At 66.7% G+C, this 26,465-nt stretch carries 27 protein-coding genes; 10 read left to right on the top strand and 17 right to left on the bottom strand.

All coding sequences use genetic code 11. The features are described from left to right. Positions 1–106: 106 nt before the first annotated feature. From leuE to AzCIB_RS14575, 6 genes are all read right to left on the bottom strand, one after another. The gene (gene leuE / locus AzCIB_RS14600) at positions 107–760 is read right to left on the bottom strand and encodes a leucine efflux protein LeuE (RefSeq protein WP_050416567.1); all 654 of its coding nucleotides are present in this window, start codon (positions 758–760) and stop codon (positions 107–109) included. Positions 761–814: 54 nt separating this feature from the next. Then, the gene (locus tag AzCIB_RS14595) at positions 815–1,129 is read right to left on the bottom strand and encodes an MliC family protein (protein WP_050416566.1); all 315 of its coding nucleotides are present in this window, start codon (positions 1,127–1,129) and stop codon (positions 815–817) included. Between the two features lie 94 nt (positions 1,130–1,223). After that, a complete protein-coding gene (gene dtd / locus AzCIB_RS14590) occupies positions 1,224–1,673 on the bottom strand; it encodes a D-aminoacyl-tRNA deacylase (RefSeq protein WP_050416565.1) in 450 nt (149 codons plus the stop codon). Between the two features lie 56 nt (positions 1,674–1,729). Next, complete coding sequence (locus AzCIB_RS14585) at positions 1,730–2,305, bottom strand: Tll0287-like domain-containing protein (RefSeq protein WP_050416564.1); 576 nt, start codon at positions 2,303–2,305, stop codon at positions 1,730–1,732. A gap of 105 nt (positions 2,306–2,410) precedes the next feature. Next, a complete protein-coding gene (locus AzCIB_RS14580) occupies positions 2,411–2,611 on the bottom strand; it encodes a hypothetical protein (protein ID WP_050416563.1) in 201 nt (66 codons plus the stop codon). A 122-nt stretch (positions 2,612–2,733) separates the two neighbouring features. After that, a complete protein-coding gene (locus AzCIB_RS14575) occupies positions 2,734–3,519 on the bottom strand; it encodes a DODA-type extradiol aromatic ring-opening family dioxygenase (protein WP_050416562.1) in 786 nt (261 codons plus the stop codon). A 257-nt stretch (positions 3,520–3,776) separates the two neighbouring features. On the opposite strand from AzCIB_RS14575, the gene AzCIB_RS14570 reads away from it, so the two are divergent. Both AzCIB_RS14570 and AzCIB_RS14565 read left to right on the top strand, forming a co-directional pair. Beyond that, on the top strand, positions 3,777–4,703 hold the full coding sequence (locus AzCIB_RS14570) for a CobD/CbiB family protein (RefSeq protein WP_050416561.1): 927 nt from the start codon (positions 3,777–3,779) through the stop codon (positions 4,701–4,703). Between the two features lie 19 nt (positions 4,704–4,722). Next, entirely contained in the window at positions 4,723–5,904 is a 1,182-nt protein-coding gene (locus tag AzCIB_RS14565; protein WP_050416560.1) for an acetyl-CoA C-acyltransferase family protein, read from the top strand. A gap of 73 nt (positions 5,905–5,977) precedes the next feature. Here the strand turns inward: AzCIB_RS14565 and rsgA are convergent, their stop codons facing one another. After that, the gene (gene rsgA, locus AzCIB_RS14560; RefSeq protein WP_232299230.1) at positions 5,978–6,910 is read right to left on the bottom strand and encodes a ribosome small subunit-dependent GTPase A; all 933 of its coding nucleotides are present in this window, start codon (positions 6,908–6,910) and stop codon (positions 5,978–5,980) included. Between the two features lie 13 nt (positions 6,911–6,923). Further along, positions 6,924–8,180: a M48 family metallopeptidase gene (locus tag AzCIB_RS14555; RefSeq protein ID WP_050416559.1), complete on the bottom strand. Its 1,257-nt coding sequence runs from the start codon at positions 8,178–8,180 to the stop codon at positions 6,924–6,926. A gap of 74 nt (positions 8,181–8,254) precedes the next feature. Between AzCIB_RS14555 and orn the strand changes: the two genes are divergently transcribed. Further along, positions 8,255–8,806: an oligoribonuclease gene (gene orn, locus AzCIB_RS14550; RefSeq protein ID WP_050416558.1), complete on the top strand. Its 552-nt coding sequence runs from the start codon at positions 8,255–8,257 to the stop codon at positions 8,804–8,806. A gap of 60 nt (positions 8,807–8,866) precedes the next feature. Here the strand turns inward: orn and AzCIB_RS14545 are convergent, their stop codons facing one another. Next, complete coding sequence (locus AzCIB_RS14545) at positions 8,867–10,504, bottom strand: ArnT family glycosyltransferase (protein WP_050416557.1); 1,638 nt, start codon at positions 10,502–10,504, stop codon at positions 8,867–8,869. Positions 10,505–10,647: 143 nt separating this feature from the next. Next, positions 10,648–10,866: a 50S ribosomal protein L31 gene (gene rpmE / locus AzCIB_RS14540; protein ID WP_050416556.1), complete on the bottom strand. Its 219-nt coding sequence runs from the start codon at positions 10,864–10,866 to the stop codon at positions 10,648–10,650. Between the two features lie 210 nt (positions 10,867–11,076). On the opposite strand from rpmE, the gene AzCIB_RS14535 reads away from it, so the two are divergent. Genes AzCIB_RS14535 through AzCIB_RS14515 form a run of 5 tightly spaced genes read left to right on the top strand, consistent with a single transcriptional unit; the run spans position 11,077 to position 14,259 of the window. After that, entirely contained in the window at positions 11,077–12,063 is a 987-nt protein-coding gene (locus AzCIB_RS14535; protein ID WP_050416555.1) for a tRNA dihydrouridine synthase, read from the top strand. A gap of 14 nt (positions 12,064–12,077) precedes the next feature. Further along, complete coding sequence (gene trmB / locus AzCIB_RS14530; protein ID WP_050416554.1) at positions 12,078–12,782, top strand: tRNA (guanine(46)-N(7))-methyltransferase TrmB; 705 nt, start codon at positions 12,078–12,080, stop codon at positions 12,780–12,782. A 21-nt stretch (positions 12,783–12,803) separates the two neighbouring features. Next, a complete protein-coding gene (locus tag AzCIB_RS14525) occupies positions 12,804–13,529 on the top strand; it encodes a UPF0149 family protein (protein WP_050416553.1) in 726 nt (241 codons plus the stop codon). Positions 13,530–13,557: 28 nt separating this feature from the next. Continuing rightward, positions 13,558–13,887 carry a YkgJ family cysteine cluster protein gene (locus AzCIB_RS14520; RefSeq protein WP_050418381.1) on the top strand — a complete coding sequence of 110 codons (330 nt, stop codon included), beginning with the start codon at positions 13,558–13,560 and terminating at the stop codon, positions 13,885–13,887. A 9-nt stretch (positions 13,888–13,896) separates the two neighbouring features. Then, positions 13,897–14,259 (top strand): YkgJ family cysteine cluster protein, encoded by a 363-nt coding sequence (locus tag AzCIB_RS14515; RefSeq protein ID WP_050416552.1) that lies wholly within the window; start codon positions 13,897–13,899, stop codon positions 14,257–14,259. On the opposite strand, the gene AzCIB_RS14510 is transcribed toward AzCIB_RS14515, so the two are convergent. After that, the gene (locus AzCIB_RS14510) at positions 14,260–15,123 is read right to left on the bottom strand and encodes an ATP adenylyltransferase family protein (protein ID WP_050416551.1); all 864 of its coding nucleotides are present in this window, start codon (positions 15,121–15,123) and stop codon (positions 14,260–14,262) included. It abuts the gene before it with no gap. Between the two features lie 107 nt (positions 15,124–15,230). On the opposite strand from AzCIB_RS14510, the gene AzCIB_RS14505 reads away from it, so the two are divergent. Further along, on the top strand, positions 15,231–15,449 hold the full coding sequence (locus AzCIB_RS14505; protein WP_050416550.1) for an RNA-binding S4 domain-containing protein: 219 nt from the start codon (positions 15,231–15,233) through the stop codon (positions 15,447–15,449). 30 nt (positions 15,450–15,479) lie between these two features. Here AzCIB_RS14505 and AzCIB_RS14500 read toward each other — a convergent pair whose 3' ends face one another. From AzCIB_RS14500 to acnA, 4 genes are all read right to left on the bottom strand, one after another. Continuing rightward, entirely contained in the window at positions 15,480–17,213 is a 1,734-nt protein-coding gene (locus AzCIB_RS14500) for an NAD-binding protein (RefSeq protein WP_050416549.1), read from the bottom strand. A 14-nt stretch (positions 17,214–17,227) separates the two neighbouring features. Continuing rightward, positions 17,228–17,611 carry a DUF6394 family protein gene (locus AzCIB_RS14495; RefSeq protein WP_050416548.1) on the bottom strand — a complete coding sequence of 128 codons (384 nt, stop codon included), beginning with the start codon at positions 17,609–17,611 and terminating at the stop codon, positions 17,228–17,230. Between the two features lie 108 nt (positions 17,612–17,719). Then, positions 17,720–18,109, bottom strand: coding sequence for a YchJ family protein (locus tag AzCIB_RS14490; protein ID WP_050416547.1), 390 nt, complete (start codon positions 18,107–18,109; stop codon positions 17,720–17,722). Positions 18,110–18,126: 17 nt separating this feature from the next. Continuing rightward, complete coding sequence (gene acnA, locus AzCIB_RS14485) at positions 18,127–20,844, bottom strand: aconitate hydratase AcnA (protein WP_050416546.1); 2,718 nt, start codon at positions 20,842–20,844, stop codon at positions 18,127–18,129. 327 nt (positions 20,845–21,171) lie between these two features. On the opposite strand from acnA, the gene AzCIB_RS14480 reads away from it, so the two are divergent. Then, positions 21,172–23,769, top strand: a complete 2,598-nt coding sequence (locus tag AzCIB_RS14480; RefSeq protein ID WP_050416545.1) for a bifunctional aconitate hydratase 2/2-methylisocitrate dehydratase — start codon at positions 21,172–21,174, stop codon at positions 23,767–23,769. Positions 23,770–23,876: 107 nt separating this feature from the next. Here the strand turns inward: AzCIB_RS14480 and AzCIB_RS14475 are convergent, their stop codons facing one another. Beyond that, complete coding sequence (locus AzCIB_RS14475; RefSeq protein WP_083447029.1) at positions 23,877–25,130, bottom strand: MFS transporter; 1,254 nt, start codon at positions 25,128–25,130, stop codon at positions 23,877–23,879. A 111-nt stretch (positions 25,131–25,241) separates the two neighbouring features. After that, positions 25,242–26,465 carry a CaiB/BaiF CoA transferase family protein gene (locus AzCIB_RS14470; protein ID WP_050416543.1) on the bottom strand — a complete coding sequence of 408 codons (1,224 nt, stop codon included), beginning with the start codon at positions 26,463–26,465 and terminating at the stop codon, positions 25,242–25,244.

The following is a 26,465-nucleotide window of genomic DNA, read 5'->3' as shown; positions in this document are numbered from 1 at the left end:
ACTACCGTGAACCGGTTATGGCCGCCGTGCAACGCCTCACGCTCGTTGGCGGAATGGCAGATTCCGGATGAATAGCACGGGCGAGCCGTGCCACTCCCGGCGGGCCTCAGCCGAGCGTCGCGTTCGCCAGTTTCGCGCCGAAGCCGATGAACAGCCCGCCGACCCCGCCGGTCGCCGCCGCGGACAGGCGCCTGCGGCGGCGGAACTGCGCCGCGAGGTGCGCACCGCCGAAAATCAGCGCCGACAGGTAGATCGCACTGCACACCTGCACGATCGTACCGAGGATCGCGAACGACAGCGCGGGGTAGGCGTAGCCCGGATCGACGAACTGGATGAAGAATGACACGAAGAACAGGATCGCCTTCGGGTTCATCAGGCTGATCACCAGCGCGGTGCGGAAGGGGCGCGTAGCATCGGTCGGCGCCTGCTCGGCTGCCGCCGTGCCGGCCGCCTTGTCGCGCCAGCCGGAAATTGCCGAACGCAGCAGCGCGATCCCCATCCACGCGAGGTAGGCGGCCCCGGCGTACTTCAGCACCATGAACAGCGCGGGAGTCGTCTGCAGCAGGGATGCGACGCCGGTCGCGGAGAGAACCATCAGCACGGTGTCGCCGAGGAAGATGCCGCACGCGCCGCGATAGCCTGCCGCAACGCCCAGGCGCGAGGCGACCGACATCACGTACAGCGAGTTTGGCCCCGGCAGCAGAACGATGAAGATCGTGCCGAGGATAAAGGTCGCCAGGTCGGTTACGCCGTAGAACATGATCCAAGTCTCCGCCGGTTGATCGTCAATCTTAACGCGTTGGCGCTGCGAAGTTCATTCGCCTGGGCGACAGTTTTCGTACACGCCGGCCCCCTGCATGTCCACGCGCGCCGTATCGCCGCTGCGCCACAGCGTCAGGGCTCCGCATGCGTAACGTTCGCCGCTGCCGTCGGCGGCCTCTCGCATCAGTGAGAAGCGCATCCTCTCGATGTCGATCGTCGCGTCGCCCCACGGATGGTAGGTCACCGAAAAACCCTTGCCCGCATCGCAGGCGTATGCGACGGGGCGCGCTGCGGGCGGCGTCTGCGCGCAACCCGCAAGCAATGCGGCGATAAGGAAGGCGGGGAGGGTAATCGTGAGGGCGTTCATGAGCGCTTCCTGCGGGTAACACGCGAGTGGCGTGGAGGATGGCAAGAGGGGGGGCTTCGTGTCGCGGCTGTGCGGCCGGGCACGGCCGCAGGGTTCAGGTTGCCGGCGCGACGCGCATCGGGATGGTGACCGGACCGTCATTGACGAGGTGGACCTGCATCTCCGCCGCGAATTCGCCGGTCCCGATCTGCTCGTGGGCCTTGCGCGCCTCGGCGACGAAATGCTCGTACAGCGCGCGCCCTTCGTCCGGCGCCGCCGCGTTGGTGAAGCTCGGCCGGTTTCCGCCCGTGGTGTCGGCCGCAAGGGTGAACTGGCTGACGATCAGCAGCCCGCCCTGCACGTCCTGCACCGAGCGGTTCATCTTGCCGGCCTCGTCGGAAAAGATCCGCAACTTCAGGATCTTGCCCAACAGCTTGTCAGCTTCCGCGCGACGATCGCCGCGTTCCGCGCATACCAGTACCAGCAGGCCATGACCGATCGCGCCGGTAATCCTGTCGTCCACCACCACGCGCGCTTCCGACACGCGCTGCACCACTGCCAACATCTGCTTCGCTCCTGGTTTTCGGCGGGCCTCGGCGCCCGCCGGTGCTTCTCGCGTGTTTACAGCGGTTTTGTCGCGACAATGGCTCCGCGGATCTGCCCTTCACTGTAGCCCGTCGCACGATCCTGCGGGTAATGTTCGGTCAGGCGCGCTTTCACCGCCGGCGTGAGCTTGTTCTCGGGGCCGTGGCAGTTCAGGCACAGGGACTGTGTCGGCAGGGCTTTGGCGTAGCGGAACGCGCGCGTGCCGTCCGCCTGTTCGACCAGCTCGCCCTTCTCCAGTTTCGCGGGGTTCTCGCCCGCCGCCGCGCGGCGATCGAACTCCTCCAGTGTCGCCCGCTCCCATGCGTCCGGTGTCGCGCGCTGGGGATTGCGCGCCTTCAGGGTCACGCGCTTCAACTGCCAGCCGGTGCTCGCGCCAATCTCCTTGGCCATCTTCGGCGCCATGTCGCGGCACACGGGAATCGCGCCCTCCGGGCCGCTCTTGGCAATTTCGTCGTTGAGCGCCGTCACGAGCCGCGGTGGCAGGCTAGTCGCGGCAGCGCGTGCCTCGGTCATCAGGGCGAGTTCCTGTGCGAAGGCGGGCAGCGCCGCGCTCGCAATTGCGGCCATCAGGGCCAGGCGTCCGATCGTCATCGCCATCTCCTCATTCAAATAGAAGCAATATCTTATATTATTGCGAATGGGGATGGTGAAGCGGGCCTCGGCGCGGGCAGTGCTACGCCCGGACGATCGGTGCGACTAGCTGTTGCGCCCGGTCAGCACCCAAAGCAGCAGAAAGCACCCGACGACGAGTGCGCCAATCCCCGCTTGGAGCAGCGTGCCGACCTGAAACCCCAAAATCCAGAAATTACCCGATACCCTTGCGGCGCCTGCGATCACGCAGAGGGCGAGCCCGCCAAGTCCCGAAAGCCTGCCGGCGAGCAACAGCAAACGATCCATGGCGATTCCTCCCGTCGTGTGCGGCATCATGCCGTCGATGTCAGGCGATTAAACTCCCGGATCGTCGGCCAGGCAAGCATCGTCCGGCAAACCCGCCGGCTGCATGAACTTCCCGCTTCCGATCAGCTTGCGCCGAAGACGTAGGCGTCCATCGCCAGCATGCCGTAGCGCACGTCGGCGGCGGCGAGGCGTCGTGCGCCCGCGTGCGCCCCGGCGGCGCCGTGGGCGAACATCAGCGGCATCAGGTGTTCGTCCGTCGGGTGGGCGCGTTCGGCGTGGGGCGCGAGCTGCCGGTAGTCGAGCAGGGCGTCGACGTCGCCGGCAGCCAGCGTGTCGGCGATCCACTGCGCGAAGGCGCCGACATAGGGCGTCGTCCCGGCTGCTGCGCCCGTGAATTCGTACAGGTTGTGCGTGAGGCTGCCCGAGCCGACGATCAGGACGCCTTCGTCGCGCAGTGGGGCAAGCGCTCGCCCGAGGGTGTGGAACCAGCTCGCCGGGCGGCGTCCGGCCATCGAAATCTGCACGACCGGCACGGCGGCATCCGGGTACATGTGCAGCAGGGGCACCCACGCGCCGTGATCCAGCCCGCGACGCGGGTCCGCATGCGCATCCACGCCCGCGGCGGCGAGCAGCTCGATCGCGCGGGCGGCGAGCGCCGGTTCGCCGGGCGCCGGATAGCGCAGGTCGTACAAGGGCGCCGGGAATCCGCCGAAATCGTGGATCGTCTCCGGCCGGTCGCTCGCCGTCACGCTCACGACCGGACTCATCCAGTGGGGCGAGGCGATGAGGATTGCGCGGGGCGCCGGAATCCCCCGCGCAAGGGCCGCAAGTTCGCGTCCGGCCTCTCCCGGTTCCAGGGCGAAAGTGGGCGCTCCGTGGGAAACGAAGAGAGTGGGCATCGTGCTCATGTGGGCTCCATTGCGTGTCGAGTGGGCCATTCCTGCATGGCCCGGCACGCAGCAGTCTATGGAGCTCCCGCTAGCCGATAAACCGGCACCGGCGGCACGCACTGTTCGTTCATTTGCAACAATCGTCAGTCTAGTGTTGTCAGGGCAGTCGTTTCGCTTTCGCCAACACGCTTTCCGCGTTGCACAATCGCGTCGTGCTTTTATGGTATCGTGGCCAGATATTACGGGCCCGGACCCTTATCTCAATCGCAATACGAATGACGCTTCTTTCGCTGATCGTTGCGCTGCTGCTAGAGCAGGTACGGCCGTTGCCGGTACGGCAAATCGTTCTGGATCCGCTTCATCGCCTGTCGGGCGTCCTCGTCGAACGCTTCAACGACGGGCAGGCCCGCAACGGCCTGGTTGCGTGGCTGCTCCTCGTCGTTTCGGTGGTCGCGGGCGGTGCGCTCGCCTTCTTCCTGTTGTGGGTCGTCCATCCTTTGCTGGCGGTGGTCTTCAACATAGCGGTGCTCTATCTGACGATGGGCTTCCGTCAGGAAAGCCATTTCTTCACGGACATCCATCTCGCTCTGCGCATGGGCGAACTCGATCGCGCGCGTTCGCTGCTGGGGGAATGGCGCGGTGGCCAGTACGTCGGCGCGAGTTCCAGCGAGGTCGCGCGGCTGGCCATCGAGGAAGGGCTCGTCGCCGCCCACCGCAACGTGTTCGGCGTGATCTTCTGGTTCATCGTCCTGCCGGGACCGAGTGGCGCCTTGCTGTATCGTCTTGCGCGCTTCCTCTGCGAGGAGTGGGGCGAGCGCAATGATGCCGAATTCGGCCAGTTCGGGCGCTTCGCACGCAAGGCGTTCGAAGTGATTGACTGGCTGCCCGCTCGCCTGACCGCCGCATCGTTCTCGGTGGTGGGCGACTTCGAGGACGCCGTGTTCTGCTGGCGCACCCAGGCGATGCTCTGGGCCGACAGGGCGTCCGGTATACTCATCGCGGCAGGTGCGGGCGCGCTCGGTGTGCGCCTCGGCATGCCAGTCCATGAATCCGGCGAGATCGTCGAACGACCGGAAATGGGTGTCGGCGAAGAAGCCGATGCCGACTACATGCAGAGCACCGTGGGCCTGATCTGGCGCGCGCTCGTGCTTTGCTTGCTGATGCTGGCCCTGCTGGTGATTGCCGGCTGGGTTGGTGCCTAACATCCAGGAGGGAGCACAGATGGCGAATCGTGAAGTAGTGGTTTTGAGCGCAGTCCGTTCGGCCGTGGGCGGTTTCGGCGGATCGCTGAAGGACATGGAGCCGGCTGAGCTGGGTGGTGTGGTCGTCAAGGAAGCGATCGCCCGCGCCGGCGTCGATCCGAAGCAGGTGACCTTCGCCACCGTCGGCAACTGCATCCCGACCGAATCGCGCTACGCCTATGTCGCGCGCGTCGCGACGATCCAGGGCGGTATGTCGATGGATTCGGTGGCTTTCGCCGTTAACCGTCTGTGCGGCTCGGCGCAGCAGGCCATCGTCAACTCCGCCCAGGCGATCATGCTCGGCGATGCCGACTTTGCGATCGGCGGCGGTGTCGAAGTCATGTCGCGCGGTGCCTATCTGATGCCCGCTCTGCGTAACGGTGCCCGCATGGGCGACGCCAAGGCCATCGACGCGATGGTCTCGGTGCTGACCGACCCGTTCGGCGTCGGCCACATGGGCATAACCGCCGAGAACCTGACCGCCAAGTGGAGCATCAGCCGCGAGGATCAGGACGCCTTCGCGCTCGAGTCGCAGAACCGTGCCGCAGCGGCGATCGCCGAAGGCCGTTTCAAGAGCCAGATCGTTCCGATCACCTTCGAGACCCGCAAGGGCCCGGTCGTGTTCGACACCGACGAGCATCCGCGCATGACCACCATGGAAGCGCTGGGCAAGATGAAGCCCGCGTTCAAGAAGGACGGTTCGGTCACTGCCGGTAACGCCTCCGGCATCAACGATGCAGCTGCCTTCCTCGTGCTGGCCGACGCTGCCAAGGCTGCCGCTGGCGGTCACAAGCCGATCGCGCGCCTGGTCGCCTACGCGATCGCCGGCGTGCCCAACGACGTGATGGGTGAAGGCCCGATCCCGGCCTCCAAGCTCGCTCTGCAGCGTGCCGGTTTGTCGCTGGACAAGATCGACGTGATCGAATCCAACGAAGCCTTCGCTGCGCAGTCGATCGCGGTGAACAAGGGGCTCGAGCTCGATCCGAAGAAGACCAACCCGAACGGCGGCGCGATCGCGCTGGGCCACCCGGTCGGCGCGACCGGCGGCGTCATCATCACCAAGCTGCTGCACGAGCTGATCCGTACCAATGGTCGCTACGGCATGGCGACGATGTGTATCGGCGGCGGTCAGGGCATCACGACGATCTGGGAACGCATCTGAGCGATACGCTTCCGGAAAGCAGAAAACCCGCCTCGGCGGGTTTTTTTTCGCGTCGGCGAAGCGCCGGTGGTGCCTACCAGCCCTGCGACTGCCGTTTTGCCAGGCGGATCTCGTCGCGGATCTGGCGGTAATGCTCGAACCGGCGTGCATTGATCGTGCCCGCCGCGAGCGCGCCCTGCAGGGCGCAGCCCGGTTCGGACTCGTGCTGGCAGTCGCGGAAGCGGCATTTGCCGAGGTGGTCCTGGAATTCGATGAAACTCGCGGCGAGTTCGTCGGGCGTAAGGTGGGCGAGGCCGAAGGCCTGCAGCCCCGGGCTGTCGATCAGCCAGCCGCCGTCGAGCGGATACAGGCGGGCGAAGGTGGTCGTGTGTTTGCCGCTGTTGAGCGCTTCCGAGATCTCGCGCGTCGCTGCGCGGGCTTCCGGGATCAGGGCGTTGGTGAGCGTCGATTTTCCCATGCCCGACTGGCCGACGAAGATGCTGCGCTGCCCGGCGAGATACGGGCGCAGGCTGTCGGCGCCGGCGCGGGCGCTCAGTTCGACCACCTCGTAGCCGAGCTTTTCAAAGGGGGCGAGCATGCGGCGGGCGGCGGGCAGGGATTCGGCGAGGTCGGCCTTGTTGAGGACGATCAGGGTCCTGAGGTGCTGGCTTTCGGCAGCCGCTATGCAGCGCGAGATCAGCAGGTCCGAGAATCCGGGCTCGGTCGCCGTCACCAGCACGACTTGGCTGAGGTTCGCGGCGATGAGCTTTTCGCGGAATGCGTCCGAGCGCCACAGCAGGTTCCGCCGCGGCTTGAGCGCCGTGATGACGCCCTGGTCGCTGCCCGTGGCTTCGATCTCGACTTCGTCGCCGCACGCGAAGGTGCTTTTCTTGCCGCGCGGGTAGCACTTCAGGCGGGTTTCTGCCTGCCCGGCCTGTCCCGCGACGACGATCTCGTAGTGGCGGCCAAAGGCGGCGACGATCACGCCTTCGATTGTCGTGCCGCGGTTCTGTCGGGGTTTGCTCACGAAATGCCGGGTCTCAGCTGGAGGAGCGCAGTCGCGCTACACGCAGCGCGGCCGGCGGGTGGGAGTCGAAGAAGCTCGAGTACAGCGGATCGGGGGTGAGCGTCGAGGCGTTGTCCCGGTAGAGCTTGACGAGTGCCTGCGCAAGATCGGCGGCGCGTGTCTGCCGTGCCGCGTACGCGTCGGCTTCGAATTCATGCACCCGTGACCAGTAGCTCATCAGTGGGGCGGCCGGGAATGTGAAACAGGGCAGGGCCAGCGCGAACAGGGCTAGCGCGACGGCGGTGCCGGCCGATGCGGGGGCGACGCCCAGCCCGGCGAAGAACCACGCCTGTCCCATCAGCCAGCCGAGCAGCCACAGCAGGCCGAGGCTCGTCGCCGAGATGACCGCGAGGCGCTTCCAGATGTGGCGGTGGTGGAAATGGCCGAGTTCGTGCGCCAGCACGGCCTCGACTTCCTCGGGGCGGAGTTTTTCCAGCAGGGTATCGAAGAAGACGATGCGCTTGGCCGCGCCGAAGCCGGTGAAGTAGGCATTGCCGTGCGCCGAGCGGCGGGAGCCGTCCATCACGAACAGCCCGCGGGAGCGGAAGCCGCAGCGCGCCAGCAGGGCCTCGACGCGTGCCTTCAGGGCCTCGTCCGCGAGCGGCATGAACTTGTTGAACAGCGGCGCGATGAAGGTCGGCCAGATGAAGAGCGCAAGCAGGTTGAACGCGAGCCAGAAGAGCCACACCCACAGCCACCAGCGCTCGCCCATGGCGCCCATCAGCCACAGCACGGCGGCGAGGACGGGCAGTCCGATGAGCACGGCGAGCATCGCCTCGCGGGCGAGGTCCGCCAGATACAGGCCGGGCGTCATGCGGTTGAAGCCGAAGCGCTTCTCGATGCCGAAGGTGCGATAGAGCGAGAATGGAAGTTCGATGGCCCAGCCTGCGATGCCGAGCGCCGCGAGCAGGGCGACGCCGTGCGCAAGCGTTCCGGCTGCGAAAATTCCGGCGAGCAGGTCCTGGATGGCCTGCAGGCCGCCGCCGAGCGTGAGGGCGAGCACGTAGGCCGTGCCGATAGCGGCATCAACGGTGCCGAGTTTCATCCGCGCGGCGGTGTAGTCCGCCGCCTTGCGATGTGATTCGAGCGTTATCGACTCCGCGAACGGAGGCGGCACGGCTTCCCGGTGCGCGTGCACGTGCCGGATCTGGCGCATCATGAGCACGAGCCTGGCGAACAGGGTCAGTGCGGCGGCGGCGAGGAACAGAGACGAGAAGGCTTCCGGGGACATTCGGCGAGTGGAGTGGGCGGGCGGCGAGGCATCTATGCCACAATCGCGCCTTTGCTCAAGGGGGGCGGACGATTATGGCACAGGATCAGAATCACCTCATCTGGCTGGACATGGAAATGACCGGCCTGGAGCCCGATACCGATCGCATCATCGAGATCGCGATCGTGATCACCGATTCGCAGCTCAACACCGTTGCCGAAGCGCCCGTGATCGCGGTGCATCAGCCCGACAGCGTGCTCGACGGGATGGATCAGTGGAATCGCGACACGCACGGCAAATCCGGCCTGACCGACCGCGTGAAGGCGTCGACGATCGGCGAGGCGGATGCCGAAGCGCAGATGCTCGCCTTCCTGCAGCAGTACGTGCCGGCGCGTACCTCGCCGATGTGCGGCAACTCGGTGTGCCAGGATCGCCGCTTCCTTGCCCGCTACATGCCGCAGCTCGAGGCCTGGTTCCACTACCGCAACCTGGACGTGTCGACGCTGAAGGAACTCGCGCGCCGGTGGCGTCCGGAGGTCTACAAGGGCGTCGTCAAGAAGGGCAAGCACGAGGCGCTGTCGGATATCTACGAATCGATCGGCGAATTGCGCCACTATCGCGACAACTTCCTGCGCCTCGAAGGCTGAGCGGCTTGCAGCATCCGCGCGCCCCTTGCCGGCGCGCGGTATCGCCGGGTGCGGCCCGGCTCAGTCGCGCCGGTACAGGCGGAAAATTTCCCGCTGTCGTCCCCCGCCGCGGCGGAATTCCCAGATCTGCTGCCATTCCTGTTCAGGTTTCTGGGTGTTGCCGCGATCGTCGAAAACCAGCAGGAAGCCGCACGGCGTCCCGTTGTTGATCACCCGCTCGGGCCGGACGCCGGCGAAGTAATGGAAGGACGCGCGCTGGCTGGCCGACAGGCCCATCATCGCGACGCAGTCCTCGCGCTCGCCAGCCAGCGCGATTTTCAGCGACGTGGCGGCCGGACGGTAGCTGCGGTCATGGTCGAACCAGGGCTTGAGCAGCGCGATCGCGAGGCACCACAGCATCGTCATCCCAAGCGCCCAGTTGGTCGGCGCGCGGTTCGGCGAGCGCGGCAGCCGCCACACCAGCAGCACCCACGCCGAGATGATGACGATGCCGGTGATCGCCGATATCTCGGGCGCACGCACGGCGAAATCGGGTGCGACACGTACGAGGTGACGCGCGAGCCCGGGCGGCCACAGGAAGACCTGCGCGCTCCATGCGATCCACACGAGCAGTGCGAAGACGCCGAAGGTCATGATGCCGAACCAGTCGAACGCGTTCGCCGCGCCGCGGCGCAGGGTCGGCACGCCGGACGCCGCGAGCAGCGCGAGCGGCGGCACGAGCGGCAGCATCGACGCCGGACTGAGGCTGCCGTTCAGGATGATCCAGGTCAGGGCGAGCACGAGAGCGGCGATCGGCAGCAGCGAGGACACGCGCAACAGATGGCGGCGCGTGCGCCACAGCGACCACAGCGTGATGGGCCACAGCGGCCAGGCGAACCAGCCGAGGAGTTCGACGAGACGCGTGAGCTCGTTGCCGCTCATCGCTTCTGCCCATAGGTTGCGCCACTCGGTGCGCCACCACTGCGCGAGCAGGTCGGGGGACTGGTAATGCAGCACCAGCGGCCACAGTGCGGACGCGCCGATCGCGAGGCTCAGGCCGATGATCAGCCCGCTGCTGGCGCGCGGGTTGCGGCATTCGGGGCTGCAGGCGATGACGACGAGGAAGAGCGGCAGCGTGAGCAGGATGCCCGGCAGGCCGCCCGCGAGGAAGGCGAGGGCGGCACCCAGACCGGCCTGGACGCCGCCGAGCACCGGGCGCGTCGGTATGTGCGAGAGGCCCGCCAGCGCGAGCGCCTGCATCGCCATCAGCGCGATCATCGGCTGCGTTTCATGCGCGTGCAGCACCAGGCCCAGCGTGCCGAGGGTCAGCAGGGCCGCGGGGGTGCGTGTCTCGCGGCCGTAGAGACGGGTCGCCGCGCGCGCGATCCAGAAGATCGCCAGGGCCGTGAACAGCGTCGTCGCGAGCCGGGCCCCGTCGTGCAGGGGCAGGAGCGGGGCGAGCAGGCGCGCGAACGCCGCGCCGGTCCAGTAGTAGAGCGGCGGAAAATCCGTTTCGGGCTGACCGGCGATCGCAGGGAACAGCAGGTGGTTCCCCTGCAGCATTTCCAGGATCGGGCCAAAATGGCGCGCGTCGTCGCCGCGCCAAGGGTCGTGGCCGGTCAGTCCGGTGAGCAGGTACAGGGCGATGAGCAGCGCAAGGCCGGTCGCACCGTACAGATGCCGCCGGATCGTTGAGGTCCGGAAGGATTCTCCAGTCATGTCATGTTGCGCCATCCGTCATTGTGCGGAGGCGTCCGAACGTCGGGTGCGGAATTCTAGCCGGAGCGGGCAGCCGCGCCGTGTTTCGAGGAACAAAAAAGGCAGCCGAAGCTGCCTTTTTTGCCGTGACCGGAAGCCGGGGTTCAGCCAAGGCGCTGAACGCTGCCGTATTTCTGGCGGAAACGCTCGACGCGACCGGCGGTGTCGACGATCTTCTGCTTGCCGGTGTAGAAGGGGTGGCAGGCAGAGCACACTTCGACGTGCAGCACGGGCTTGCCCAGCGTCGAACGGGTTTCGAAGGCATTGCCGCAGGAGCAGGTGACCTGGACGGCTTTGTAATTCGGGTGGATATCCGCTTTCATGGCGATTCCTTGGACAAGCGGGCGGTGAATGTGGCCGCCCTGATAACGGGTGGAAACCGGGAATTATCCTTGATCGGCCGCGACAAGGCAAGTGAGGCGGGGGCGCCCGGGCGGGGATGCCGCTAGTGCTGGTGGTGGGCAGGCGTCACCACCATGTTCGCCCGGATCGCGGATGGGCTTACAATATCGCCCTTTTTTCAGGGAGTTGGTGTGCGTCTGCTGCTCGCGCCGATGGAAGGTCTGCTCGACGCCGATTTGCGCGACGTGCTCACCCGCGCCTGTCCCTACGACTGGGCCGTGAGCGAATTCGCGCGCGTGTCCGGTACGCTCCTTCCGCATCGCGTCTACCGACGCATCAGCCCCGAACTGCAGTCCGGCGGGCGGACCCGGGCGTCGGTGCCGGTACGCGTGCAGCTGCTGGGTTCGGATCCCTCCTGCCTTGCCGACAATGCGGCACATCTCGCCGAGCTCGCCCCTCCTGGCATCGACCTCAATTTCGGCTGCCCTGCGCCGACGGTGAACCGCCATCGCGGCGGAGCCGTACTGCTCGACGAGCCGGAGCTCCTCCATCGCATCGCCGCGGCCGTGCGGGGTGCCGTGCCGGTCGGGGTGCCGTTCACCGCGAAAATGCGTCTGGGTGTCACCGATGCGTCGAAGGCTGTCGAATGTGCCCAGGCGCTCGCCGCTGGGGGCGTGGAAGGCCTGGTCGTGCATGCGCGCACCAAGCTCGACGGTTACCGTCCGCCCGCGCATTGGGTGTGGATTGCGCGCATCGCGGAGGCGGTGGACATTCCCGTGACCGCCAACGGCGAAGTATGGTCCGAGGTGGACTGGCGGCGCTGCCGCGCCGAGAGCGGGGTTGCCGACGTGATGCTGGGGCGCGGGGCGGTCGCCGATCCCTTCCTCGCGCGCCGCTTGCGTGCGCATGGCAGCGCAGGCGATTGCTCGGTCGACCGCGACGCGGAGTGGGCGGAACTGCAGCCGCTGCTCGCACTCTTTTGGCGCCGGGTTCGGGAAAGGCTGCTGCCGCAGCATTCGCCGGGGCGCCTCAAGCAGTGGCTGAATCTGCTGCGCCGCAATTATCCGCAGGCCGAGCGCCTGTTCCGCGAGGTCCGTGCGGCGCGCCGGCCCCCCGAGATCGACGCCGCCCTCGTGCGCCACGGCATTGCCGCCGCAGCGCTGCCGCTGGCGGCCTGAACCGGACGAATTCGATGAGTTACGCAAATTCGCGCATCCCCGAGAGCGCCCAGTCGGGCGTGCATGAGCAGCTGGTGCGGCGCGTGCAGCGCCATCTCGCCGAGCCCTTCCGCAAGCCCTGCCTGGATTACAACCATGCCGCGTTCGAGGCCAGCCTCGCCGGCTGGGATCGCAACGCGCCGCTGATCCTCGATGCCGGCTGCGGGGTCGGCCACAGCACGATCCAGCTCGCGCGCGCCTTTCCCGATCACTGGGTGATCGGCGTCGATCAGTCCGCGGATCGCCTCAACCGCCGCAAGCCCTATCCCGACGCGCTGCTGCCGAAGAACATGGTCTTCGTGCGGGCGGATCTCGTCGATTACTGGCGCCTGATGAGCGATGCGGGCCTGCGGCTCGCCCGTCACTACATCCTCTATCCGAACCCGTGGCCCAAGATCGGTCACCTTGCGCGCCGCTGGCACGCTCATCCCGTGTTTCCTTTCATTCCGCGACTGGGTGGCGTGCTCGAATGCCGCACGAACTGGCGCGTGTACATCGAGGAATTCGCGTGTGCGCTAGCGCTGGCGACCGGCCGCGAAGTCGCCTGGGAAACCTTCGAGGCGCCCGCGCCCCTGACGCCGTTCGAGCGCAAGTACCGCGATTCCGGCCAGACGCTATTCCGCCTGGTTTGCGATCTCGATGCGCAGGCTTGCGCGCGGCAAGAGGATGGCGCACGCTGAAAGGCATTCCGGAGATAAATGATGACGAACGACACCGCTGCAAATGACGATAGCGACAACCCCAACCTGCTCGACGACGAGGAATTCGAGGCGCTCGAGGAGCTGCTGACCTCGGACGTCGTGCCCGAGGACTGCATGGACCTCGAGATGCTCGACGGGTACCTCGCCGCCGTCCTCGCTTCGCCCGTGCCGATCGCCCCCGATGAGTGGCTGCCGCCGGTGTGGTCGGCGCACGGGGACGAGATCTCCTTCGGTTCGGGCAGCCAGATGCAGCGTGCGATCCGGCTGGTGCGGCGCTATTACAACGAGCTCGCGACCACCCTGGGCGAGCCGGAAGGATGGGAGCCGTTCTGCTACGCGGCGAGCGAGGGCGACACGGTCGCGATCGGCGAGGAATGGGTCGAGGGCTTCGCGCAGGGCCTCGAGCTGTGGCCCGAGGACTGGGACGCCGGGCTGCCCGCGGATGCCGCGGAGACTGTGCGCAATGCGCTCGATGAGCTGATGGCGCCCTGGGCCGCGGACGACGCCGAACTGGCGGACGAGGACACCCGGCTGGAGTGGCTCGAGCAGGCGGTGAACTGCATCGAGACGGTACTCGGGCAATGGCGTGCGCTCGGAATGGCAGCGCCGGCGCTGCTGACCGTGGATCAACCCGCCATGCACACGCCGGCTGCGGTCGGCCGCAACGACCCCTGTCCCTGCGGCAGCGGCAAGAAGTACAAGAAGTGCTGCGGCGCAGTCGAGTGAGGCGTTGCGCACGGATGCGGGGCGCGGCGTGAGCGACGATCACTGCACCCGCTGCGGTGCCTGTTGCGCCGCGTTTCGCGTCGATTTCCATCGTTCCGAGCTGGCCAGCGCGACCTCGGGGGGCGTACCCGACGCGATGACCGTTCCAGTGACCGGCGAGCTCGTGCGCATGCGCGGCACCGACGAGGCGCCGCCGCGCTGCGTCGCGCTCGCGGGCGAGGTCGGCAGCCGGGTCGGCTGCACGATCTATGTCGGGCGGCCGTCACCCTGTCGCGACTTCGCGCCCTACGCGGCGCTCGGCATCGGCGAGGATGCCTGCGACCGCGCGCGTCGGCGCCACGGATTGCAGCCGCTCTGAGGCGAGGTCATGAGTGATGGCAACCCTTGCCTCGATTGCGGCATGTGCTGCGTCAAATTCCGTGTGTCGTTCTACTGGGGCGAGGCGGACGACGCACCCGGCGGGTTCGTGCCCGCCGAGTTGACGGAAAAGCTCAACCTGCATCTGCGCTGCATGAACGGGACGAACGAGGAGCCGCGCCGCTGTGTGGCGCTCGCGGGGCAGCCCGGCGAGCAGGTGTCGTGCACGATCTACGAGCGGCGTCCGACGCCGTGCCGCGAGTTTCCGTCGCATGAGGCGGACGGCTCGCCGAATCGGAAATGCAACGAGCTGCGCGCGCAGATCGGGCTGCCGGCCTTGCGGCCGCTTGCGGCGGCGGAGCAGTCCGGGTGATCAGCGCGGACGCGCGACGGCCGCGAGCAGCCTGAGCGGGCCGATCGCCCGCACGGTCTCGATTTCCTCCGGGCGCCGCACGAACAGCGAGCCGGCAAAGCCCAGCGCATTGACCGAGATGTTCTCGTGACGCTCGCGGATGCGCGGGATCACGGTCATCCAGTCGCGCGACACAAGGAAATTGTAGGGCGGCATCGGTTCTGCCGCGGGGTCGATACCGAGCGTTTCGCAGCCGTTCCGGAATGCATGGTGCATGGCTTCGCCAAGCGACACGGCGTCGGCGCAGCGCGGCAGGCGCACGAAAGTGTGGCGCCAGGGGAGCGCCTCGTGCGTGGCGTGGGCGAAGGGGGGCAGGTCGGCGGGCAGCTGATCGGTGAACAGGCCCAGGCGTGCCGTTTCCTCGGCGTCGGGAATCCATTGCAGGTGCTTGTGGCGCTGGCTGGCACCCGCTTCGCTGCCACCGTTGTAGAAGCCGAGCCCGCCGAGCGACGCCATCACGGTGGCTAGCGCGATGAAGTCGGTCCGCGTCAATGGCGCCGTCTGTGCCTCGAACGCGCGCGTGACGATCAGCAGGTGGCGCGCGATGACGGGAAATTTGTTCAGTACGCCCAGGTGCTGTTCGCCGAGTGGGCCGACGGTCAGTTCCGGGTCGGGTGGGAGAAAGGGATTGAAGTCCGGGTCGCGTTTCACCGCGGCCTCGACGCGCGCGGCGTCCTTGTGCGCGAGCGTGGACACCCAGCGCACCGTGAAGCCGATGCCATTGTCCTGGATCGGGGTCCGTTCGGTGCGGATGGGCAGGAGCGCGCCGGAGTCGGCTGCGCGACTTAGGGTGCGGTCGATCCGCTGCAGCAGGTTGTCGGACATGGTCGTGGCGGCAATAGGACGGCAAACGGTTAGCCGGCAGTGTAGGCTGACGGCTTCCGGTCGATCAATTTGAATTGCGCAGCGTATCGGCTGCGCGGGAGAAATGCATGACAGTTTCGTTTGCCGTGCGCGGCGAATACATCCAGCTCGATCAACTGCTGAAGGCGACCGGGTTGACCGGCACCGGCGGCGAGGCCCACGCGGCCGTCGAGGCGGGGCGGGTCACCGTCGATGGCAAGGTGGAGTCGCGCAAGCGCGCGAAATTGAGGCCGGGCGCGACCGTGTGCCTTGGCGGCGAAACGGTGGTGCTGGTCGCTTCCGAGTGATTCCGGCTTTGGCGGCTCGGCCTGGCGGCGCTATGTGGTCTCGCTTTGCGCGGCCCGGTTGCGCGACAGGCGCTCCCAAATCCAGCCGCCGGGAAGGTCCGTGCCCGTGAGGACATAGACGAGCGCATGTTCGTTCGAGATCAGCAGGCCGAACTCCCTCTGCGCTTCCGCCGTGCCCACCAGCAGCAGCTCGTCGCCTGGCCGCAGTTCGGTGTCGCCCTCGGGGATCAGCAGGTGGTCGTCGTCGTCGCGCCGCAGCAGGAGGATTTCGCATGCGAGGGCGTCGTCGCGGTTTGACGGGGATTTCAGCAGCGACTGCAGTTCGACCGTCGCGCCCTTCATCAGCTTGCGGTACAGCGCCGGGGCCCGGCTGAGGTTGATGCGCTCGCTCCATACGGCCGGGATATCCCAGCCGAATTTTCCCGTCAGGCGCTTGAGCAGCCGGCCGCACCATTCCTCGTCGTGCCGCTTCATGTCCTCGAGGAAGGGGACCAGCAGCGGCGTTGTGAGGATCGCTAGGCATTCGTGGGCGATGATGCGGCTGGGGACCACGTTGACGTCGTAGTCGAAGGCCTCGAACAGTGAATTGTTCGCGAAGTGGTTCTGGCGCAGGATCACGAACAGCGCCGGATTGAGTTCGCGCGCCGTAACCACCGTCGACAGGTTGTCCACGTCGTTGGCAGTCGCGGCGACGATGCCCGCCGCGCGGCGCACGCCGGCCGCTTCGAGCGCGGGGGCGCCGGTCCCTTCGCCCTGCACCCAGCGCACCGACGGCGCCGGCGGGGCCGCATTGCGGTCGATGATCGTGAGCGGGACGCCTTCCCGCTCCAGAACGTGCGCGAGCATGCGCCCGAAGCGGCCATGTCCGCACAGGATCCATTCGCCGTGCGGGGGATCGCGCTGGCGCTCCATCGTCGTGCCGGGCACGCCCGTGAGCCAGGTCAGCAGGTGCCACGCGGCCGGTGCGTGCAGCGCGAGCGCAAGGTATTCGGAGAATTTCTCGAACGGGTTGATGATGTGGCGTGTGCCGAAGGAGGCCATGTTGGCGGCCGTTTCGGCGGATTCGGCGCGGCACAGTGCGGGGATCTTGGGGGCGAGCAGGCGCGCGGCGATCGCGATCGCCAAGTTGGCGCTATCGTCGTTGGTCAGCGCGATCACGCCGATGCAGCTGCGGTGGGTGAGGCCTGCGAACGTGAGGTTTTCCGGGTTGTGCGCGTCGGCGCACAGGGCAGGGATGTCGGCACGGTAGCCGTGCAGTTCGATCTCGCCGACCTTGGTGTCGTCCAGTTCGATGACTACTGCGCGGAATCCGAGGCGGTCTAGCGCGTCGCAGATCAGCCGACCGGTCTCGCCGAATCCGCACACGAGGTAGAAGGGCTCGCGCAGGTTGCGCACTGCGCGCATAAAGCTCTGCGTGCGGATCGCCTGCTGCAGGTTGCGGTCGGCGAGCAGCGCGAACACGGTGCCTACCGTGTAGGCCCAGCCCACGACCGACATGTAGATGCAGATAAGAACCCACAGGCGCTGCTGGTCGGAGAAGGCGTAGGGGATCTCGCCGAAGCCGATCGTCGTCGCGGTGTAGCTGATGAAGTACAGCGCGTGGAAGAAGCTGATGTTCGCGGGTTTGCCGTCCGCATCAACTCCGGGCGCCAGCGTGAGGCCGAACACCGAGATCGCGATGATGACGATCAGCAGGATGAGCGGCGCGCGCAGGCGCCGCATGATCAGGAAGAAGACGCTCTGATGGCGCAGCAGCGGCATCATCGCGGCAGACCCGGCTAACGGCGCTGCATGATCGTCTCGGCGATCAGGATGATCACCGACACGACGTTGGCGAACAGGGCTCCGCCCGCCAGGGAGACGACGCGCGCGACCATCACCGGCGTCATACCCGTGCCTGCGATGTGTTCGGCATAGCCCCACACCATCGCCGCGGCGATCAGCTGCAGGTCCGCGACCAGGCTGGTCGCGAGGTGGATGGCGCCGATCTGCGTGCGGTCGCCGAGCTTGAGGATGGTCGCGATCAGGTTCACGACGATCGCGACGAACAGCTCGTTGATCTCGTGATGCACGGGATCGTCGAGGTCGCCGACGAAGAAGCCGAAGTTGAGGGTCGCCGCGAGGACGATGAAGAAGCCGAAGATGACTTTTTCGAGGTTCATGCCGGTCTCGCGACAAGGCGGCGGAAGCACCCCGGATGGGCGCCCGCTCACGTGAAGGTCATATTGCGGACCGATTATAGGCGGCGGCGATTCTCGGCGGGTGTGGTTTTATTCATGGATTTCGCCGTCTACGTAATACCAGCGGTGCTCCTCGCGCACGAAGCGGCTGGTTTCGTGCAGGCGATGGGCTCGCCCGCCCACGCGGTAGCGGGCGACGAACTCGACGATGGCGGTGTTCTCCCCGGTCTGCAGATGCTGCCGCACCTGCAGGCCGATCCACTTCGGTGCCGGCTCCCCGCCGGCGAGGTCCAGCGTCGTGGGGCGCGTCGATTGGTGCCAGCTCTCGAGCAGGTAAGCCTCGTTGGACTGCGTGAACGCGGTGTAGCGGCTGCGCATCAGCGCCTCGGCCGACTCGGCCGGGACTTCGCCGGCGATCACTGGCGCGCAGCACTCGGTGAAAGTTTTTCCGGATTGGCAGGGGCAGGGGATGGCGAGCATGGCAAAAATATCCGGAGTCAGTCCGGGCGACCGAGAATCTCCCGCAGCACGTAGGGCAGGATGCCGCCGTGGCGGTAGTAATCGACTTCGATCGGCGTGTCGATGCGGCACGTCACTGCTACGTCCCGCGTGCTTCCGTCGCTGTGGCGAATCGTCAATATCAGGTCCTGGCGCGGCTGCAGCGTCGCATCGATACCCCGGATGTCGAAGGTCTCGTCGCCCTTCAGGCCCAGATTCTCCCACGAATCCTCGCCCTTGAATTGCAATGGCATGATCCCCATGCCGACGAGATTGGAGCGGTGGATGCGCTCGAAGCTGCGCGCGATCACCGCCTTCACACCGAGCAGCTGCGTGCCCTTGGCGGCCCAGTCGCGGCTCGAGCCGGTGCCGTACTCCTCGCCGGCGAACACGACGGTCGGGACGCCCCGAGCCATGTGGCCGGTCGCGGCCTCGAATACCGTGGCCTGCCGGCCGTCGAGCAGCGTGTAGCCGCCCTCGACGCGCGAGCCGTCGTCGCGCGGCGGCAGCATCATGTTCTTGATGCGCACGTTGGCGAAGGTGCCGCGCACCATCACGTCGTGGTGTCCGCGCCGCGAACCGTAGGAGTTGAAGTCCTGCTTCGCGACGCCGCGCGCCAGCAGCCACTGGCCGGCAGGCGTGCTGTCCTTGAAGGAACCGGCGGGCGAGATGTGGTCGGTCGTCACCGAGTCGCCCAGCAGCAAGAGCATGCGCGCGCCGACGATGTCGCCGACTGCCCCCGGTTGCGCGGAGAAACCGTCGAAGAACGGCGGTCGGGCGATGTAGGTCGATTCCGGCCATTCATACACCTGTCCGGTGGTCGCCGGGATCTCGTTCCACAGGTCGTGGTCCTTGGTGAAGTCGGCATACAGCCGCGTGAAGGTCGCCGGGTTCATCGCGAGCGGCAGCACTGCGGCGATCTCCTCGGAACTCGGCCAGATGTCGCGCAGATAGACCGGTCGGCCGTCGCGCCCGGTGCCGAGCGGGTTCTCGGTGAGATCGACATTGACGCGCCCGGCGATCGCGAATGCCACCACCAGCGGCGGCGAGGCGAGGAAGTTGGCGCGCAGGTTGGGATGGATGCGCGCCTCGAAGTTGCGGTTGCCCGACAGCACGGCGGCCGCGATGACGTTGTGTTCGGCGATCGCGTCGTTGAGTTCGGGCGCCAGGTCGCCCGCATTGCCGATGCAGGTCGTGCACCCGTAACCGGCGAGCGCGAAGCCCAGTTGTGCGAGGGGTTCGAGCAGCCCGGCGCGGCCGAGGTAATCGGTCACCACGCGCGAGCCCGGGGCGAGGGAGGTCTTGACGTGCGGCTGCACGGAGAGTCCTTTCTCGACGGCCTTCTTCGCCAGCAGGCCCGCGGCGATCAGCACCGCCGGGTTGCTGGTGTTGGTGCAGGAGGTGATCGCCGCGATCAGCACGTCGCCGTTGCCCAGCGTCACGCCGGGCAGCGCGGTCGGAAAGCGCGTGCCGAGCGCGGCTTCCGGCTGGCCGAAGCCGTTGTCGCTCGCGGGCAGCGAGAACAGGCGGTCGAATACGTCCTCCATGTCCTTCAGCGCGATGCGGTCCTGCGGGCGCTTAGGCCCTGCCAGCGACGGAACGATCGCCGCGAGATCGAGGCGCAGCGTCGTCGAATAGTCGATGTCGCCCGCGCGCGGGATGCCGAAGAGGCCCTGCGCGCGGAAATAGGCTTCGAACAGCTCGCATTCCCCCTCGGTGCGACCGGTGCCGCGCATGTAGGCGACGGTCTTCTCATCGACCGGGAAGAAGCCCATCGTCGCGCCATACTCGGGCGCCATGTTGGCGATCGTCGCTCGATCGGTGACGGACAGGCTCGCGGTGCCGTCGCCGAAGAACTCGACGAACTTGCCGACGACCTTCTGCCTGCGCAGCATTTCCGTTACGGTGAGCACCAGGTCGGTCGCAGTCACCCCTTCCCGCAGCTGTCCCGTCAGCTCCACGCCGACGACGTCCGGCGTCAGGAAATACACCGGCTGGCCGAGCATTCCGGCTTCCGCCTCGATGCCGCCGACGCCCCAGCCGACGACACCGACGCCGTTGATCATCGTCGTGTGCGAATCGGTGCCGACCAGCGTGTCCGGGTAATACAGCCGCCCGTCGACGGTGTCATGCCCGCGCACGCCGCGGAACAGGTATTCCAGGTTCACCTGATGCACGATGCCGATGCCCGGCGGCACCACCTTGAAGGTGTCGAAGGCCTGCATGCCCCATTTCATGAACTGGTAGCGCTCGCGGTTGCGCCTGAACTCCAGCTCCATGTTCTGGCGCAGCGCCTGCGGCGTGCCGTAGTGGTCGACCTGCACCGAGTGGTCGACGACGAGGTCCACCGGCACCAGCGGCTCGATCAGCTGGGGATCCCGCCCCGTCTCGGCCGCCACGTTGCGCATCGCCGCGAGGTCGCACAGCAGCGGCACGCCGGTGAAGTCCTGCAGGACCACGCGCGCGACGACGAAGGGAATCTCGTCCGTGCGCTCCGCGTTCGCGCCCCAGTTCGCGAGCTGCCGCACGTGCTCCGCGGTGACCTTGCGTCCGTCGCAGTGGCGCAGCACGGCTTCCAGCACGATGCGCAGCGACACCGGCAGGCGCGACACCTTGCCGGCCCCCGAGGCTTCGAGCGCCGGCAGTGAATGGAAGAGGCCGCGAGCCCCTGAGGCAGTGGAGAAGGTCCTGAGGGTGTCGAAAGCGGGTTGGGGCATGGTCGATCTCCTTCCTTGCGTTTCGTGAGCGAGGTGCCCGGCGGCGATCCGGGAATTCGTTATCCGATTTCTGTTGGAACGGCACGCCTTCGATGCGTTCCCCGCGCCGCCTGGCCCGGTTCAGACGACGGACGGGGCGAATGCGGTCGCCATGGGGCCGCCGGTGAGCGTACGCAAGTCCTTGGGTAGGAGTAGAATTCGCGCGCTGACGAGCCATCGTTGTTGCATTGCACCTCAAGTCTTATAAAAGACATATAATCTCGCAGCGTCGCCCGGGTCCGCTGCCCCGACGCCCAGCCAACGTCACGAATAAGGAAGGAATCCGCCGTGCTTGAAGCCTACCGTGCCCACGTCGCCGAGCGTGCCGCCCTCGGCATCCCGCCGCTGCCGCTCTCCAAGCAGCAGACAGAGGATCTGGTTGCCCTGCTGAAGAACCCGCCGAAGGGCGAGGAAGCCTTCCTCGTCGAGCTGCTGACCTATCGCGTTCCCGCCGGCGTGGACGACGCTGCCAAGGTCAAGGCCGCCTTCCTGGCCAAGCTGGCCAAGGGCGAAGAAAGCTGTGCGCTGGTGTCGCGCGCCAAGGCGACCGAGCTGCTGGGCACGATGCTGGGCGGCTACAACGTCAAGCCGCTGATCGACGTGCTGGCCGATGCTGAAGTCGGCACCGTGGCCGCCGAAGGCCTGAAGAAGACCCTGCTGGTCTTCGATTATTTCCACGACGTCGCCGAGCTCGCGAAGGCCGGCAATGCCAACGCCAAGGCCGTCATGCAGAGCTGGGCGAACGCCGAGTGGTTCACCTCGCGTCCGGAAGTCCCCGCCTCGCAGAAGTTGACCGTCTTCAAGGTCACCGGCGAAACCAACACCGACGACCTGTCGCCCGCTCCGGACGCCTGGTCGCGTCCCGACATCCCGCTGCACGCGCTGGCCATGCTCAAGAACCCGCGTCCGGGCATCGAGGCCGACGAGCCGGGCTCGCGCGGCCCCGTCAAGCAGCTCGAAGGCTTGGCCAAGAAGGGCAACCTGATCGCCTACGTCGGCGACGTGGTCGGCACGGGCTCCTCGCGCAAGTCCGCGACCAACTCGGTGCTGTGGTTCACCGGCGAAGACATCCCCTTCGTCCCGAACAAGCGCTTCGGCGGCGTGTGCATCGGCTCCAAGATCGCCCCGATCTTCTTCAACACGATGGAAGACGCCGGCGCGCTGCCGATCGAACTCGACGTCGGCCAGATGGACATGGGCGACGAGATCGAACTGAAGATCGACGCCGCCACGGCCAAGGTCACCGCGCTGAAGAACGGTGCCGTGATCGCCGAATCGCAGCTCAAGACCCCGGTCATCCTCGATGAAGTACGCGCCGGTGGCCGCATCCCGCTGATCGTCGGCCGTGGCCTGACGACCAAGGCGCGCGAAGCGCTGGGTCTGCCGGTGTCGACGCTGTTCCGTCTGCCGGCGCAGCCGCAGGACCCGGGCAAGGGCTACTCACTCGCGCAGAAGATGGTCGGTCGCGCCTGCGGCCTGCCGGAAGGCAAGGGCATCCTGCCGGGCACCTACTGCGAACCGAAGATGACCACCGTCGGCTCGCAGGACACCACCGGCCCGATGACCCGCGACGAGCTGAAGGATCTGGCCTGCCTCGGCTTCTCCGCCGACATGGTGATGCAGTCCTTCTGCCACACCGCCGCCTATCCGAAGCTGGTCGACGTCAAGATGCACCGCGAACTGCCGTCCTTCATCAGCACCCGTGGCGGCGTTGCGCTGCGTCCGGGTGACGGCGTCATCCACTCCTGGCTCAACCGCCTGCTGCTGCCCGATACCGTCGGTACCGGCGGCGACTCGCACACCCGCTTCCCGATCGGCATCTCCTTCCCGGCCGGTTCCGGTCTGGTGGCCTTTGCCGCCGCCACCGGCGTCATGCCGCTGGATATGCCGGAATCCGTGCTGGTACGCTTCAAGGGCAAGCTGCAGGACGGCGTCACGCTGCGTGATCTGGTCAATGCGATTCCCTACTACGCCATCAAGCAGGGTCTGCTGACCGTTGCCAAGCAGGGCAAGAAGAACATCTTCTCCGGTCGCATCCTCGAAATCGAAGGCCTGCCCGATCTGAAGGTCGAGCAGGCGTTCGAGCTCTCCGACGCTGCCGCCGAGCGTTCCGCCGCCGCCTGCGCCGTCCAGCTCGACAAGGCACCGATCATCGAGTACATGCGCTCGAACATCACGCTGATGAAGTGGATGATCGCCAACGGCTACTCCGACGCGCGTACGCTCGGCCGCCGCATCAAGGCCATGGAAGCGTGGATCGCCAAGCCCGAACTGCTCCAGGCCGACAAGGATGCCCAGTACGCCGCCGTGATCGAGATCGATCTGGCCGACGTCAAGGAGCCGATCGTCGCCTGCCCGAACGACCCCGACGACGTGAAGCTGCTGTCCGAAGTTTCCGGCACCAAGATCGACGAAGTGTTTATCGGCTCGTGCATGACCAACATCGGCCACTTCCGTGCTGCGGGCAAGGTCCTGGAAGGCAAGTCGGACATCCCGACCCGCCTGTGGGTGGCCCCGCCGACCAAGATGGACGCCATGATCCTCAACGAGGAAGGCTACTACGCGATCCTCGGCAAGTCCGGCGCTCGCATGGAAATGCCGGGTTGCTCGCTGTGCATGGGTAACCAGGCGCAGATCCGCAAGGGCAGCACGGCGATGTCGACCTCGACGCGCAACTTCCCGAACCGCCTCGGCATCGACACTCAGGTCTTCCTCGGTTCGGCCGAACTGGCTTCGGTCTGCGCGCTGATGGGCAAGATTCCGACGGTCGCCGAGTATATGGAGCAGGTCAAGGCGGTCAACGCCAAGGCTGCTGAAGTGTACCGCTACATGAACTTCGACCAGATCAAGGAGTTCTCGGAAGTTGCCGATCAGGTTACGGTGTAATGCCTAAACCGTAAGCTTCAGTCAGCATTCCAAAAAACCCGCACCATTACTGGTGCGGGTTTTTGCTTTCTGGACGACGGAAATCGATGGATGCCGATGTTCAGGTATTACTTTACGCGTACCTCGGACGTCGTTCCGGTCCCGGTCGCGCCCTTGGGTTCGCGGCTGGCGACGAACCAGAGCAGTGCTGCGACCTGCAGCGTGAGGAGCAGTCCCCACGCGAGTGTCAGACCTTCCGCGTGCGTGCGTCCCTGTGCTTCGGTAATATCGGCGACGAGGCCGAAGCCCCACTGGAAGGCGAAGCTGCCCGCGAACATCGCGAGATTGAGGCAGGTGTTCGCGCGTCCTGAGACGGCCGACGGGTAGCGGCTCGCGTGGTGCGCGTACGTGAGGTTCGTCGTCGCGTACACGAGCCCGAGCAGCACCCACAGCGTCGAGCCGCCGGGCGCGCCGACGATCACGGCGAGCGAGGTGAGCTGCAGCAGCACGCCGCCCCCGACGATGATGTGCCCGAGGCTCCAACCACGGCGCGTCACTCGATGCAGCTGGGTCGCGACGGTCGCGTAGCCCGCCATCAGCGCGAGGTTGAGCAGCAGCAGATACCACGCGGCGCCGTTGCGGTCGAGGCCGACGACCTCGGTGAGCCACGGTATGGCCCACAGGCTTTGCAGGGCGGTGAAGCCGCCGTTCATCGTCGCGATCAGCGGCGCGAAACGCCAGAAGTTGCGGCTGCCCATGATGTCGCGGAGTACCGCGAGCTGTTCGCGCATCCCCTGGGCATGACTGGCGATCGGCTTTTCGGGCGAGCGCAGAATGAGGATCGCGACGGCGACCGCAAGGAGCGCGAGGCTGGCGAAGATCCAGCGCCAGCCGACGATCGGCAGAAGGAGGCTGAACGGACTGCTGGACGTGAGCGCGCCGAGGCCGCCTGCGACCATGATTGCGGCGTTGAGCGATGCCTGCCGGCTCGGCGGGAACCACAGCGAGAACGATTTGTAGGCGGCCATCAGGCTCGCCGATACGCCCGCGCCGATCAGGGCCCGTGCAATGAACAACTGAGTGAGGTTCTGCCCCAGTGCGAAGCCAGCACAGCCGAGCGCGGCGATAAGCAGCAATGCAGCCTGCACGCGCCGCGGGCCGAAACGGTCGAGACAGATCCCCAGCGGCAGCTGCATCACGGCGAAGGCGGCGAGGTAAGCGCTCGTCAGCAGTCCGAGGTCCGCTGCAGAGATGCCGAGGCCGTGGGACAGCTCGGGCGCCATGACCGCGTTGACGGTCCGCAGCAGATAGGAAAGGAAGTAACCGATGGCGTATGGCAGGAAGACCTGCAGCCACAGCTTGTGTACCACGGGGGAAATCAATTCGGGGGTCCTGACGACGTCTCGTTGCGGGACGCGCCTTTGCGGCCGTCCGTTCGGCTATCCGGCAAACCGAACGCCCGCCGCCGCTCGTGGCGCGCGGCGGGCATTGTCTCAGATCACGGCATTCGCCTTCAGATCCTCGATCGCAGCCTCGGACAGGCCGGCGAGCGTCGTGAGCACGTCGTGCGTGTGCTGGCCGAGCAGCGGCGGCGCGCTGCGGTAGCTGATCGGCGTCGCGGAGAAGCGGATCGGGTTGGCGACCGACGGCACGGTGCCCGACAGGGGATGCGGCAGATCGACCTTCATCTGCCGGTGCTTGACCTGCGGGTTCTCGAACGCCTGGGCGATGTTGTTGATCGGTCCGCAGGGCACGCCGGCGGATTCCAGCGGCGCGATCCATTCGTCGGTCGTGCGCGTCTGCAGGACTTCCTGCAGCATCGGCACGAGCGTCTCGCGGTTGCGCACGCGTCCGGCGTTCGTTGCGAAGCGTTCGTCCTTGGCGAATTCCGGGCAGCCAGCGATTTCGCAGAATTTGATGAACTGTCCATCGTTGCCGACCGCGAGCACGAGGTGGCCGTCCCGCGACTTGAACACCTGGTAGGGCACGATGTTGGCGTGGGCGTTGCCCTGGCGTTTCGGGATCTTGCCCGACACGAGATAGTTCATGTTCATGTTGGCCATCGTCGCGACCTGCACGTCGAGCAGCGCCATGTCGATGTACTGACCCTCGCCGGATTTGTCGCGGTGTGCGAGTGCCGCGAGGATCGCGACGGTCGAATACACGCCGGTCATCAGGTCGGCAAAGGCGACGCCGAGCTTCTGCGGGCCGCCGCCGGGCAGGTCGTCGCGCTCGCCGGTGATGCTCATCAGGCCGCCCATGCCCTGGATGATGAAGTCGTAACCGGCAAGATGCGACAGGGGGCCGGTCTGGCCGAAGCCGGTGATCGAGCAGTAGACCAGCCGCGGGTTGATCTTCTTCAGGTCGTCGTACGACAGGCCGTAGCGCGCCATGTCGCCGACCTTGTAGTTCTCGATGAAGACGTCGCTCTCTGCCGCGAGCCGGCGGATCAGCGCTTGCCCCGCGGGCTTCGACAGGTTGATGGTGACGGACTTCTTGCCGCGGTTGGCGGCGAGAAAGTACGCCGCTTCCCTGGTCTCGTTGCCGGCCTCGTCCTTCAGGTAGGGAGGGCCCCAGCCGCGCGTGTCGTCGCCGACGTCCGGACGCTCGATCTTGATGACCTCGGCGCCGAGGTCGGCCAGCGTCTGGCTGGCCCACGGACCCGCGAGGACCCGTGACAGGTCGAGGACGCGAATATGTGAAAGTGCTCCTGACAT

It is taken from the genome of Azoarcus sp. CIB (genome assembly GCF_001190925.1).
In the GTDB taxonomy this organism is placed as follows: domain Bacteria; phylum Pseudomonadota; class Gammaproteobacteria; order Burkholderiales; family Rhodocyclaceae; genus Aromatoleum.
Note: the sequence above shows the minus strand (reverse complement) of the source record. Positions and strands in the feature narration are given on the sequence as shown.

Bases quoted from the DNA above. Each gene is read 5' to 3' on its own strand.
- AzCIB_RS14515 (WP_050416552.1), top strand. From the start codon at position 13,897: ATGAGTGATGGCAACCCTTGCCTCGATTGCGGCATGTGCTGCGTCAAA.
- AzCIB_RS14490 (WP_050416547.1), bottom strand. From the start codon at position 18,109: ATGCTCGCCATCCCCTGCCCCTGCCAATCCGGAAAAACTTTCACCGAG.
- AzCIB_RS14580 (WP_050416563.1), bottom strand. From the start codon at position 2,611: ATGGATCGTTTGCTGTTGCTCGCCGGCAGGCTTTCGGGACTTGGCGGG.
- AzCIB_RS14495 (WP_050416548.1), bottom strand. From the start codon at position 17,611: ATGAACCTCGAAAAAGTCATCTTCGGCTTCTTCATCGTCCTCGCGGCG.
- rpmE (WP_050416556.1), bottom strand. From the start codon at position 10,866: ATGAAAGCGGATATCCACCCGAATTACAAAGCCGTCCAGGTCACCTGC.
- acnA (WP_050416546.1), bottom strand. From the start codon at position 20,844: ATGCCCCAACCCGCTTTCGACACCCTCAGGACCTTCTCCACTGCCTCA.
- AzCIB_RS14565 (WP_050416560.1), top strand. From the start codon at position 4,723: ATGGCGAATCGTGAAGTAGTGGTTTTGAGCGCAGTCCGTTCGGCCGTG.
- trmB (WP_050416554.1), top strand. From the start codon at position 12,078: ATGAGTTACGCAAATTCGCGCATCCCCGAGAGCGCCCAGTCGGGCGTG.
- AzCIB_RS14500 (WP_050416549.1), bottom strand. From the start codon at position 17,213: ATGATGCCGCTGCTGCGCCATCAGAGCGTCTTCTTCCTGATCATGCGG.
- AzCIB_RS14570 (WP_050416561.1), top strand. From the start codon at position 3,777: ATGACGCTTCTTTCGCTGATCGTTGCGCTGCTGCTAGAGCAGGTACGG.
- AzCIB_RS14575 (WP_050416562.1), bottom strand. From the start codon at position 3,519: ATGAGCACGATGCCCACTCTCTTCGTTTCCCACGGAGCGCCCACTTTC.
- AzCIB_RS14585 (WP_050416564.1), bottom strand. From the start codon at position 2,305: ATGACGATCGGACGCCTGGCCCTGATGGCCGCAATTGCGAGCGCGGCG.
- AzCIB_RS14470 (WP_050416543.1), bottom strand. From the start codon at position 26,465: ATGTCAGGAGCACTTTCACATATTCGCGTCCTCGACCTGTCACGGGTC.
- dtd (WP_050416565.1), bottom strand. From the start codon at position 1,673: ATGTTGGCAGTGGTGCAGCGCGTGTCGGAAGCGCGCGTGGTGGTGGAC.
- AzCIB_RS14545 (WP_050416557.1), bottom strand. From the start codon at position 10,504: ATGACTGGAGAATCCTTCCGGACCTCAACGATCCGGCGGCATCTGTAC.
- AzCIB_RS14510 (WP_050416551.1), bottom strand. From the start codon at position 15,123: ATGTCCGACAACCTGCTGCAGCGGATCGACCGCACCCTAAGTCGCGCA.
- AzCIB_RS14525 (WP_050416553.1), top strand. From the start codon at position 12,804: ATGACGAACGACACCGCTGCAAATGACGATAGCGACAACCCCAACCTG.
- AzCIB_RS14505 (WP_050416550.1), top strand. From the start codon at position 15,231: ATGACAGTTTCGTTTGCCGTGCGCGGCGAATACATCCAGCTCGATCAA.
- leuE (WP_050416567.1), bottom strand. From the start codon at position 760: ATGTTCTACGGCGTAACCGACCTGGCGACCTTTATCCTCGGCACGATC.
- AzCIB_RS14555 (WP_050416559.1), bottom strand. From the start codon at position 8,180: ATGTCCCCGGAAGCCTTCTCGTCTCTGTTCCTCGCCGCCGCCGCACTG.
- AzCIB_RS14595 (WP_050416566.1), bottom strand. From the start codon at position 1,129: ATGAACGCCCTCACGATTACCCTCCCCGCCTTCCTTATCGCCGCATTG.
- orn (WP_050416558.1), top strand. From the start codon at position 8,255: ATGGCACAGGATCAGAATCACCTCATCTGGCTGGACATGGAAATGACC.